3 protein-coding genes are annotated in these 13,499 nt (G+C 38.9%); all 3 read left to right on the top strand.

What is annotated here, in order from left to right; all coding sequences use genetic code 11:
- Positions 1-41: 41 nt before the first annotated feature.
- Complete coding sequence (locus GYM75_RS10475) at positions 42-800, top strand: M48 family metallopeptidase (RefSeq protein WP_220215896.1); 759 nt, start codon at positions 42-44, stop codon at positions 798-800.
- A gap of 595 nt (positions 801-1,395) precedes the next feature.
- Positions 1,396-4,947, top strand: coding sequence for a hypothetical protein (locus GYM75_RS10470; protein ID WP_220215895.1), 3,552 nt, complete (start codon positions 1,396-1,398; stop codon positions 4,945-4,947).
- The gene (locus GYM75_RS10465; RefSeq protein ID WP_220215894.1) at positions 4,947-13,163 is read left to right on the top strand and encodes an SdrD B-like domain-containing protein; all 8,217 of its coding nucleotides are present in this window, start codon (positions 4,947-4,949) and stop codon (positions 13,161-13,163) included. The genes GYM75_RS10470 and GYM75_RS10465 overlap by 1 nt, the downstream gene beginning before the upstream one ends.
- The last annotated feature ends 336 nt before the right edge of the window (positions 13,164-13,499 follow it).

Here is a 13,499-nt window from a genome sequence, read left to right as displayed (position 1 = left end):
GTTAGTGAAATATGTATTATTATTTATATAAGGAAAAAAGTATGAAAAAACATCAAAAAACATTGCTTGTTGCTCTTCCTCTTGTGGCTGCAATGTCTTTAGTAGGTTGTAAAAGCATGAGTGTAGATGGTTTAACAGATCTTGGGATGAAAGGGCTTAAAGCTGCAACACTTAGTGATAGCGAAGTTAAATCATTAAGTGCGCAATCATGTGCTCAAATGGATGCCCAATCTAAGATTGCTCCAGCTAACAGTGCTTATTCTAAACGTTTAAAAAGAATTGCTAAAAAACTTGGCAATAATTTAAACGGTACACCTATTTCATACAAAGTCTATATCACCAAGGAAGTGAACGCATGGGCAATGGCGAATGGTTGTGTTCGTGTTTATAGCGGCTTGATGGATATGATGACTGATAATGAAATTCAAGGCGTTTTAGGTCATGAATTAGGTCACGTTGCTTTAGGTCATAGTAAAAAAGCAATGCAAGTAGCTTATGCAACTGAGTTCGCACGTGATGCAGCTGCTGCATCAGGTAATTCTACATTAGCCTCAATCTCTAACTCTCAATTGGGAGATTTAGCTGCTGCTGTTATTAATTCTCAATTCTCACAAAGCCAAGAAAAAGATGCAGATAACTACTCTTTTGATTTCTTAGTGAAGAAAAAAATCAATCCAGCAGGTCTTGCAACAGCATTTGAAAAATTAGGTGGTGGAGATGCTTCTATTTTAAGTACACATCCTTCTTCATCTGAACGTGCTGCAAATATTCGTGCAAAAATTGCAAATTTGAAAAAATAAAATTTGCCTAAAATTAAAATAAAAAGCACCGAATATGGTGCTTTTTTATTGTCCATTCGTTAAATAAATACGATTAATAATAGCTAAAAAAATTTATTAATAGATATAAGCAATATTATTAATCGATTACATCTTATGCCACTTCTTTAAATTTTTTGTTCACAAGGTTAATTTATCTTTAAAAAAAATTTAAACAATTAAATTTTGGTAAATGCTATTTTTGTAGGTCTTCCCCGCACATTTATCGTTTTTATTTTCAATTAATTCAAAACGTTACCTTTTTATCAAACAAATAAAACGGTTATCAAAAAAAAATTATTTAATAAGCATAGGATGTAGCGATCAAAACAATTTGTATTGATCGTTTATTGCGATCAATGTATTATTATGTAAATATTCGGAAAATGTTTTAATAAAAAATATTTTATTTTGTAATTTTTTTGGCGGGTTGGTTAGCTAACTTATTATTTATCAATAAAGGTTAATTGAGATTGTTTATCGGTCTTTTTTTAAGGTTTATGGATAAATTTTGATGTTGAATTGAATTATTAAAATAAAAAATATAATTGATCTTATAAGAAAGGAAATAAATTAAATGAAAAAACATAACTGGACCCGGCATCCACTTTGCCTGGGTATTAGTGCTGCTTTTTTACTTGGCTCCAATAGTGTTTATGCAGGTAGTGCAAATGTACCTAAATTAAATATTATTCGGGATGAGTTTAATGCAGAAGAAAAGCTTAATTTAAGTATCTATAACCCAAAAGTGAAGTTAACGTCACAAGGATTGTTTACGACACCGATGGGGCTTTATATTTACACTAACTATCCTACTAAAATCGCTGAATATCAAATCACCATTTACCGTCAATCGGATGTAGATAACCGTCAGCCGTTAAAGACCTTACGATTTAAAGAAATCAGTCCGTATGAAGCGGTGTTATGGCATGGTGATACCGATAATGGCGAGCCGTTATCGACAAATAGCGAGTATAAAGCGATTTTAACTACCACCAGTTATGACGGTTTAAAAGACAGTGTTTATGCGACATCGTTTAAGACCTTAGGTCAGGGCACAGCAGACTCTGGCAGTGATTTTATTTCCTACAACAAACCCGATAATCAATCGGGCTCAGGTCATTTATTCTTTGGTCAATTGAAATCAGAGAGCACAATACCGGGGTTTGGCGAAAGCCGGATAGACCATCAGGGTATTGTGAGTGATGCTCAGGACCGGAAAGTCGTTATTCAGATGGCGGGCTTAAAAGGTAAACAAGGGGTGATGCTTAATGGCGAGCCTTTAGTGGTGGATGCCGAGGGCCGGGCGATGCGGGAGATGATTTTATCGCCGGGTGAGTATCAGTTTAATTTAAGCTGGCAGGATGAATTGGGTCAGAAGCAATCGCAACAGGAAAAGTTGGTGGTTGAAAAGAAAGATGACATTTTTTATGTGGGTATCGTGGATGTGACGTATGCGCAAAACAATGTCAGCGGAGAAGGGCGTTCGATACTGGAAGAGGCCGACAGTCACCACTACAGTGGCAAAGGGAGCTGGGATGGTCGGGTAGCCTTTTATGTCAAAGCGAATAAGGGTGATTACCGGTTAACGGCGCATTTAGACACAACAGAAACGAAGCTAAAAAATGCCTTTGGTCATTTAGGTGAAAAAGACCCGACTCGTTTTGCGCGTGAAATCGACCCACAAGCTTACTACCCGATGTACGGAGATGGTTCGACCACAGAAAGTGATGTGGATACGGAAGGTAAGTTTTATATCAAATTAGAGAGAGGCAAAAGTTACGGGTTATGGGGTAACTATACCACACAGATTACCGGTAATGAGTTTGCCAACTTTAACCGAAGTTTATACGGGGCAAAATTATATCACGAAAGTGAGCAGTCGACCCAGTATGGTGATACCCGCACATTAGCGACGGTGTTTTTATCGAACGGTGAAACCCGGGGCAGTCACAATGAATTAGCATCGACCGGTGGTATTTTATACTATTTAAAACATCAGCGTATAACCGCAGGGAGTTTAAAACTGTCGGTAGAAGTGCGTGACCGTAATACCGGTCGGGTACTGAGTACCAGCACCCTGACCGAAGGGGTTGATTATGAAGTGAGCCAGTTTCAGGGTCGGGTGATATTAACCAAAGCCCTGCCGATGACGACAAACGGGGGCACAGGTAGCTCAATTATCGAAAGCGGTAATCTGGTTGGGGGCGACCCGGTGTGGATTATTGCGGAATATGAATATTATTCAGACGGTTTTGACTTTGACGGTCAAAAAGTGTTTGGTGGTCGGGCTTATCACTGGTTAAACGACCATATTCGTATTGGCGGGACATATATCAGTGAAGACCAGGCAAGCGGTGAAACGTATGAGTTAAAAGGACTGGATGTGATTGTCAGACCGACGCAGGGAACACACACGCATTTTGAATATGCCAAAAGTAAGGCCGGGATGAGTGATATTTTTGTGTCGAGCAATGGCGGTCTGTCATTTAATCAGACGGTGTTATCGGGTGATACACGGGGAGCGGCATGGAAGATTAACCAAAAAATCGAATTCAGTGATTTGATGGGTGAGGATATTCCGTTAAGTTTTACGGGTTATTACTCAATGCAGCAGGAAGGCTTTTCATCCTTTGCTAAAGCCCGCAGCAGTGATTTAGAAGAGTGGGGTGGCGAATTACGTTATGACTTTGAGGCGGATAAAAAAGGGGTCTTACTGGGTTACAGCAGTGAAAAAGACAAGGCAAATTATGTTGAAAAAATAGCCCGTGCACAATACTACACGACACTCGGAGACTTATATAAAACGGCGTTAGAGTTACAACAACGCAATACCCATAATTATGGTGATGCCTCTACCCGTGAAACCTTAGTGGCAGCGAAAATAGAGCGTTCGTTTTTTGGTGGACGGGATAAAGGTTATCTTATCCAGCAAATGACGATGACTAAATCGGGTGATGTGGCGAATGATAACCGTACCACCTTAGGGTACAGCTCACAAATTACCGAAAGCATCAATCTGGGTGCAGAAGTTTTTGCATCAAATCGGGGTGCCGGTGGTGGCGTTCAGGGTAGCTGGGATGTGAATGACCGCACCAGTTTATATACTAAAGTCTTAAACGATGTGGACTCGACCTCGGGTCGGGGCATTACGACGGTTGTCGGAGGACGCACCAAGGCGACCAGCCAGATAGAGCTTTACTCAGAGCGACAATTTAAGACCACTAAAATTGACCGAACCACCTCCGATGTTTACGGGGTGACTTATAAACCGACAGAATCTCAGTTTGTTGAAGGGTCTTACTCGGTAGGACGGGTGAATAACCGTTACCGCAATCGCAATACCAGTTTAACCGGAAATGGTGAAACCCGTCGTGATGTTTGGGCGGTAGGATACGGTTATAAAAATGATACGGTTCAGGTGCGTAACCGGGTGGAATACCGGATAGATGACGGTAGTGAGCGTATCCGTCAATGGGTCACCACCAACCGGGCAAAAACGACCGTGAACGAGAACCTCAGTTGGATGGCGCAGTTTGATTTTGCGAAAACGTTAGGAGAGCACAATAACAACAGTGAAGTGGTGAGTAACTACACGGAGTCGACAATAGGCTTTGCGTATCGCCCGTTATCTATCAATAACCTGAATTTATTCGGTAAGCTGACGTATGTGTATGGTTTAGATCCGGATGATCAGCTGATAGCGAACTCGACATCGTCAAATGGTAAAAGCTATACCTCAAGTCTGTATGACCAAAAGAGCTGGGTGTGGTCATTAGAAGGCGTGTATGAGTGGAATGAGAACTGGGAAACGGCGTTTAAAGCGGCGCACCGCCAAGGGCATTTACGTTACAAAGGTGAAAGCTCATGGTACTCCTCAGGGGCAAGCTTGTATGCAATACGCCTCAATTACAAGACAGGTGACTGGGAATACCAGATAGAAGGTCGAACATTGCGTACCGATCTGGCGGATGACCATAAAGACGGGATAGTGGCCAGTATTTACCGAAATATCGGTGACAATATCAAGATGGGAGTGGGTTATAACTTTACGGATTATAACGATAACTTAACGCACCTGAACTACCGTTCACATGGTTGGTTTGTCAATGTAGTAGGGAGTTTCTAATGAACAGTTGGCAAAAAGTTAAAAATCGAAAAGAAGAGAATTTACGCATATCAGGAGAACAGATAATGCGAACTGCGCATAATGCAACAGTGAAAAAGAAAATGCTAAGGGGTATAAAGCAACTATTAGCCTCAGCATTTATATCGATGGCGACAATATCCGTAGCCAATGCGATACCAATATCAGGAAAAGTCTATTTAGATTACGATAATACGGCAAGCAAAACAGAAATGCCGTTAACGGGTTTAAAAGTTGAAGTTTATGATAGTAATCAAAAACTATTATCTGATGCGACAACCAATAAAGATGGAAGCTATAAATTAGATGCACCGTTACTGGGGACATATAAAGTTGTGGCAAAAACGAAAGAAGGTGAAACCATCGATCGTTCGGTGCAACTTATCGTTGATACTGGTGCTTCTGCTCAGAACTTATTTATCAAAGGGAAAGGCGGTGATATTCATTTAGATGTTAAGGATGAAAAAGGTAATGGCGCCAAAAATATTCCCATTAAACTTATTAATTCTGCATCAACAAAAGAGTTAACGTTTGCCACCAATGATAAAGGCGAAATTGACATAAAAAATACTTTAAAAGCTTATAAGTATGAGCTAATTGTTGATATCGAAGATTTTATTGCTGACTCAAGTAATAAAACGAAATATACCTTATGGGATGCAACATTACCCGATAATTCGCATAAATACATTAATACAATTAGTTTTAATATGGCGGGTAAAAACCAAAAAGGTGCATTTAATGTCAAACCACGTAATGAATGGGGTGTCGATGGAATCGTAGCTATAGATCAAAACAACGACGGTATCTATGGTGCTGATACGGATACTGGCGCATTAGGTATGAATGTCGATCTTTACTATCCTGGCACGACAACCAAAGTCTTGGGTACAAAAACGATTACTACAAGCGATGATGGTCGATATCGTTTTAAAAACTTAGCGGTGGCGAGTTATGACATTAAAGTAACTAATGTGAAAGCGCCTTATATCGCGCTTAGCAAACTTGAACAAAACGTCAAAATAACAGACGCAAATAACCAAACAAGCGGTCCGACATTTTTATTAAAAATTGATCCAAATGATTCAAGTTTATCTGGTATATCGGGTCAGGTATTTGTCTTATCAAATCAGGAAATGAAGAGGGGGCCTGATTCTGGTGAAGCAAATAATATGTCACCTGTGTCAAATAGTCTTTATTTAGAAACACCAGTCGATCTTTATCAACACGATGGTAGTACATGGAAAAAGATTGCTACACAAAAAACAAATAAAAAAAATGGTTTATATCAATTCCGTGGTTTGGCGATCGGCAAAGATTATAAAGTGGTCATTAACGAATCTGGTATAGATTTAAATTCCTATATTTTTGTGAATGATTCTGATGGTAAATCAACCAGTACTTCACCAAAATCAAGAAGTAGCCATAAAGGGAAAGTAACACTTAAGAATGGTACTCAGGCTAATATCGCCCCTAAAGAAATTATTGTTGCTGGTTTAGGTAAAGGAACCCGATCGAATCGAAACTTTTGGTATTCTCCCGTTCGAGAGAACTTAGGACAGTTAAAAGTAGAAAGCCATATTCGCACAGCTAATTTAAATGCAGCTTGGGATCAAGTGATTGATGGTAACAGCTTAACAAGAACTGCGACAACTTACATGAAAGTCTCTTTTTATGAAGAAGATGGCATAACCCCGCTTCTTGATAAACAAGGAAAACCATTAGTTGCAACGCTCGGCAAATCTGGTTCTTATGGCGTGTTCGGTGCGCTCGGTAAGGTAGCTGTTCCGATTGATCATGCAGGGTTATATTCTTATAGAATTGATGACATGAATAGCGAACTTGAAATTGAACGTTCGGCTGGTGAATATACTTTAAAGATACAAACGGAACTTTCACACGCGAGTGCTATGTATTTCAAACCTAAAAAGCCGAACACCTTATCTGGTTATGTTTATCTGAATAATAGTCATCCTGGTGCTTTGGGTAATTATAATCAAAATGTAGATACAGCAATTAAATTTGCCCGTGTATTGTTATACAAAAAGCAGTCAGATAATACATGGAGCTTATTCACAAATTTTGGTACGGATAAGGACGGTTATTATAATTTTACAAATCTACCGGATGGTCAATATCGTGTTGAAACTACACCAAGTTTTTCTGCTGGTAGCAATTTTAATTCACAAGATATTGAACTTGAAAATAATGATAAAAATACTGGCGTTAAAAATAACCAGTCAGCTTTTGAAATAAAAATTGAAGGTGGAAAAGTTCATAATAAGGGAACTAACTTTTGGTATAAGCTGAAACAACAAGATTATGTTGTTCGTGGTAAAGTTTACCTAGATACATCTTCTGGCAATGGTAGACTAGACGTTAGTGTATCAGGGGTTTATGATGATTTACCACTTTTTGATACGACAGTCTTACTTTGTAAAGATAACAATGCTTGTGTAATAGGTGGACAAAGTGTTATTGCATCTAAAAAAACCGGTGCTGATGGGCTTTATAAATTTACCGGCGCTGATGGGCTAACAAGTGGAAAAGATTTTATCGTTAAAGCATTACGTAAAGGTGTAACTGTAGTAGAAAATAGCAGTCAAGATCTTGCAGCTAGCCATAAAATTCGATTTGACAAACTTGGTGCACCAATAGTTAAAAACTTCCTTATGCAAGGAAAAGGTTATATTTATGCTATGCCTGCCAATGATCTGAATGGCGATAGGAAGGGTTCTAGTTCAGAGAGGGGATATAATACATCAAAAGTCTATTTTTGGGATAAAAACAGTAATGATTATCAATATTGGGGTCAGTTCTTGACGATTGTGTTGTACTCATTACCGGAAGGCAAATACCGTATAGTTCACAATCCGGGCGAAAATTTTATCGACATTGCGGATATGGATCCAGCAACACCACCTGGAACGTTAGATTTTGAAGTATTAGCCGATGGTTCACTTGCCAATAAATTAGATAAAAATAATGTATTTCTAATGCAAGCTCAAGTTGTACCATCAAATACGACTGAGGCAATTTCGGGCAAGCTTTATCTGGATGTAACAGGTTCTAAAAACAAAGACGGTGCAGCTGAGCTCACTAAAGATGAGCTTACTAAGTATAATAAAGCTGGCTCGTTAACCGTGAGTGGCATTTTTACACCTCGCATCTACCCAGGATATTTTAACGGTAATGTTGACGATATTTTAAATAAACCTGACTTTACTGATAAAGCGGTAAAATTCACGGGTGAATTTGCTTATACTGCTGCGAATTCAACGCGAGGAAAATTGTATCTAACCAATATGTTATTACGTTTAACGGGGCTGGATACCAATCAATTTGAATTAGTGGGTAACAGTGGTCAAACAAAAGGCGATTATCTGCCTACAAAAGTAAAATCAAATCTGGAATATATGCAAGTTGCACCTCCAGGTTTACTGGGAGCACAAGATCAGTACTGGTTAGTAAAACTGAAAAATAATACTGAGATCAGTGGTCGACTTTATTATGATTATGACTATGATGGTCATTTTACTTCGGGTACGAATGATGCTGTGATTTCGGGGGTAACCGTTGAGTTATATCGTGATGGTAAACTCTATGCAAAAACTAAAACCGATAAATCCGGTATATATACGTTCAAAAATTTATTTAATGATACTTATACCGTTAAAGTTACTGAACAGGGTTTAGATAAACAACGTTATGAATTAAGTAGTGTTTCAGATACGGTAAAAGGTATTGCCATTACTGGAAAAACACCTAAAGTAACAGGTGGTAATTTAGATTTTATTTACAAGAAGAACGGCGATGCAGGGATCACCGGTCATGTAATGGTTGATATTAACAATAATGGTAAACTGGAAGTTAAAGTTGATAAAACCGGGGACATGGCGATACCGGATGTAAACGTCAAATTATATAAATTTGATGGTAAGAATCGTACGTTTTATCGTGAAGTAAAAACGAATGCGAAAGGTTACTATAGCTTTAGTGGTATTGATTTAAATACTGATTATATTGTTGAAATTGAGCCAACAAAAGGTTTTGGTGTTATCGCTAATACAGAGGGTAATACAAATATCAATTTAAAACCGATTCACTTTGAAGATGTTGGAAAAACTGTACAAAACCAATACTTCCTATTAGCAGGAAGTTCAAATAGTTCACCGTCAGCTGGTATAAACAGTAGTAATGCAATTAACAGCGGAATTTCTGGAAAAACCTTATTAAATGGTAGTAATCCAAAACCAATTATTAAAGTGTTAATTGGTTTACGTGATGCAAACAATAACGAGATTGCACGTCAGTATACCAATGATAAAGGTGAATACCACTTCTATAATCTACCAAAAGGGAAGTATAGCATTAATATTGTCGCTTCTCCGGATGGTTATTCATTAGTTAAAAACAGTAAAGGTACTACTCAACCAATTGATACTTTATCTGGTCTAGATTTGACTAATGTTGGTATAAAAGACAATAATTTTTATTATAAAGAAGGGAGTGATGACGGTATTGGTGGTAAAATCTATGTTGATTATGCCGATAATAATACCGATTTAAATAAGTTAAATGCGTTTGCCTCTTTACTTGATAGTAAAACCTCGTACACCGTTGAGTTACGTAACGGTTTAGACGGTACCGGTAAGCTATTAATGACCCAAAAAACTGTGGATGGTGAGTATCATTTCTCTAATATTGGTGATAGTGCTGACTATTCCGTGGTACTGAAATTAGACGCTAATGCCGGCTATGAGTTTAAACAAAGTTCAGCTGGTAAAGATAAGAATAAACATCTCGTTATTCCGGTTCCGAATTTACCAAAAAAAGGTTCATTGAATAACAATTATCTGCTAGTAGGAAAACAAAAAATCGGTGGTTATGTCTGGGTTGATAAAAATGGCAGCAAAGACAAACAGGATGACGAAGGGCTTGATGGCATCAAAGTGACCCTTAACTATCAGGCACCGGGTACAACGAATTATGTCAAACTTAAAGAGGTTAACACCGACAAATCAGGTTACTATAAGTTTGAAAAATTACCGAAAAGCGGTAACTATCAAATTAAAGTTAGCACACCGGATGGAATGCAATTAATTGCGAGCACTGTCATAAAAGACAATAAAGATACCTATGAGTTTCCTTCGTTAGACGGAGATAAGTTAACTAATAGTACAGCGTATAAATACAATGGTACGATAAAAGGTCATGTGAGTATTGATGTCGATAACAGCCAAACGAAAACGGCTGTAGACGGAAACTTAGCAGGACTGACATTAACGCTGAAAAGTGGCAAACTTGAACGAAAAGCCACGACTGATAGTAATGGTAATTTTGCAGTAGATAACTTATCGTTTGGTGATTGGGTTATCACGGCAGACAATTCGCAAAGTGTGACCGGCTACCAATTGAGTTATACCCAAACGGGTAATAAAGCAGTGGCAGCAACGTCAAAAGACTTATCATTAACGGTTAAGCTTTCAAAGCAAAATCCAGCGGTGAATGACGTTGAAATAGGTTATCACGGCAGTGCAGTTATCAAAGGTTATGTGGTGATCGATGCCGATAACAATGGTAAATACAGTGAAAAAGATATCGCCTTTGGTGCCTTAAGTACGCCAATTACGCCGAAACTGGTGTTAACATCGGCGAAATCCGGATTTGTAGAGCAAGCAATTAAGGTTGATGCAAAAACCGGTTTATTTGAGGTAAAAGACTTAAGCCAACATGATTATGTGCTGAAAATTGATGATAAAGCGCTCGAAAGTTCCGGTTATAAGCTGGTGTTCAGCCCGAATTCAACGACCAAGACTAATCAGGTAACGTTCAGTGTTAATGGTCCGAAAGATACCCGTTTCTCGGCCGGTGATGTTGCGAAGCAACAAGCATTTGGCTTTAAAACTGAAAATGCCTTAAAAGGGACAATCTATAAAGATTACTCTGGAAAAGGAACCCATCAGCCTTATCACGTGGGCACGTTATCAGGGGTGAAAGTTGTAGCGACAAACAGCAATGGCTTAAAGTTAGAGGTAGAAAGTGGCAGTAAGGGTGAATATGAGATAACCAATATAGCAGCAGGTAGCTGGACGATAACTGTAGAAGCACCGAAAAATTCAGGTTATGACTTCAGTTATGTGGCACAGAAAGTGGGTGGTGCCATTACGTCAATTACCGGAAATGGTGCCGTTGTCAATATCCCGTCAGCATCTTCGGCAAACAAAATCACAAAAGTTGATTTTGGTCTGAAAGGACAGGCGAGCATTGAAGGTCAGGTAGTAATAGACGTGAATGCGAATGATGGCGCGGTGATCAATGCACAGGATATCGGAATTGATAAGCTATTTGCTGACTACACGGTAGGATTATATGTAGATAATAATCTGGTGAAAGAGGTTAAAGCGGTCAGTACCGGAAGTACAGAAACGGAGTTAGGTAACTACCGATTTGAGAACTTAGTATCGGGTGTTGATTATCAGGTGAAAGTGAGTCGTCCGGTAACGGATTATGTTAGCAGCTTTATGTTAACCGACAGCAAACACAAAGTAACGGTTGATCAGACTGACAGTGAAATGAGTGAAACTTATCAATTTGCCGGTGCAACGGACAAAGCAACCGGTGTAAGTTTTGCGTGGAAAGGTACCTCCAGTATCAAAGGTAAAGTTTACTTAGACGGTGATGATGACGGGATTTATAACGCATCGCATGACAGCAATGTTAATGCCGCATTAACGGTGAAATTGAGTAATATCAACAATCCGATATTGCAGACAACACAAACCATTGCAGCCGGAGAGATGGCTTATGAAATAACCGGTCTTATCCCAGGTAAATGGCAAATTGAAGTGGAAGGCGTACCGAGCACGTTACGGGCAAGCTTTGACCCGGATGATGCGCACCATGATAGCAAAGGTCAATTAATGTTACCGAAAACGGCAAATATGGCGACAGTAGAAATTACCGGTAACTTAACCGATCAGGACTTTGGTTATATCCATGGCGGTATTATTGAAGGAAAACTGGTAGAAGACCGTGAAGGTAAAGGTCTGTCCAGTCTGTCAGCGTTAACCGGATTGTCGGGTGCAGATGTCTATTTGTTAGACAATACTCAGAAACACCTGATGAACAAAGAGAATAAACCACTATCCTTTATGACAAACAGCGATGGTAAGTTTATGTTCCGTAATCTGGAGATAAATGCCGATTCGAAATACAGTATCCGTTTACTGTTTGGTGAATATCACGATGGTGTGGTTGGCTCAGATAAAACCAATCCGTTATACGAAAAAGTGCCATATTTTGAACAATACATCGATAGTAATGGTAAAGTGGTTAAACATGACTTAATTGATCTTGCCACACCACCAGCTTCGATTGTTTATAATGGCTCAGGTGGTATGCAAACATTGCCGGTTAAGCTAAATGATGGAAGCAGCACCTTTAGTGCAACAAGTAACGATATCGTATTGGGTTACCGAGTACATAATGCGGATGTAACCGTAATAAAAACGGCACTGAAGGATAATGTCGTGGTGGGTGATATTGTCCCTTATACCATCAAGGTGATTAATAATTCGTCACACAAATCACGCATTAAAATAAAGGATATTTTACCGTCAGGGTTTAAGTTCGTGAAAGGTTCATCGCGTTTAAATGGCAAAAAAGTAGCGGATCCGAAAGGTAGTAAAGCGGTGACGTATGATTCACTGGATTTAACGGCGAACAGTGAAGTGGTGATCAGCTATATGTTAGTTGTGGGCTCGGGTGTTACCCAAGGCGAGTATACCAATACAGCGATGGCACTGAATGCCTTAACAGGAAAAGTGTCGTCGAATATAGCGGAAGCGACGGTAACGGTGACAGCGGATCCACTGTTTGACAATGCATTAATTTTCGGAAAAGTGTATGTAGACCGAAATGGTAATGGTGTACAGGATGAAGGTGAAGAAGGTCTGGGGGGCGTGAAGTTAGTGACCACCCGTGGCGAAATCATCACAACCGATACGCATGGTCGTTACCATATAGTCGGTGTATCGGGAGGTCGTTGGGAGCGAGGAGCAAACTTCGTTATCAAGCTAGACCCACGAAGCTTACCGAAAGCATATAAAGTAAACGGACGTAATCCAAAAGTGGTGAGAGTATCGCCAGGGTTACCAAGTAAAGTTGATTTTGGTGTTACGGAGGTAAATCAGTAATTATCATCAAACTTAAAGACAGACAAGGAAGCCTGTCTATCCCAATCCTTTCAATTCTTTCCCCCGTTTATCGGGGGTTTTTTATTTCTAATTAACCAGTCTTCTTAACCTTACTTTTTATAATTAAAAACGGTTAACCAAAGCAATAATTTAATTAATATAGATATAAGCGATCGAAATAATAGATATTGATCGTTTGTTGCGATCAATGTATTATTGTGTAAATATTCGGAAAATATTTAATAAATTTATTTAATAAAAATGTTTTATTTTGTAATTTTTTTTAGCGGATTAGTTAGCTAATTTATTATTTATCAACAAAGATTAATTGGAATT

The organism is Gilliamella sp. ESL0441 (genome assembly GCF_019469185.1).
In the GTDB taxonomy this organism is placed as follows: Bacteria; Pseudomonadota; Gammaproteobacteria; order Enterobacterales; family Orbaceae; genus Gilliamella.
Note: the sequence above shows the minus strand (reverse complement) of the source record. Positions and strands in the feature narration are given on the sequence as shown.

What these genes read in the sequence shown, in the direction of transcription:
- GYM75_RS10470 (WP_220215895.1), top strand. Translation starts at nt 1,396, where the DNA reads ATGAAAAAACATAACTGGACCCGGCATCCACTTTGCCTGGGTATTAGT.
- GYM75_RS10475 (WP_220215896.1), top strand. Translation starts at nt 42, where the DNA reads ATGAAAAAACATCAAAAAACATTGCTTGTTGCTCTTCCTCTTGTGGCT.
- GYM75_RS10465 (WP_220215894.1), top strand. Translation starts at nt 4,947, where the DNA reads ATGAACAGTTGGCAAAAAGTTAAAAATCGAAAAGAAGAGAATTTACGC.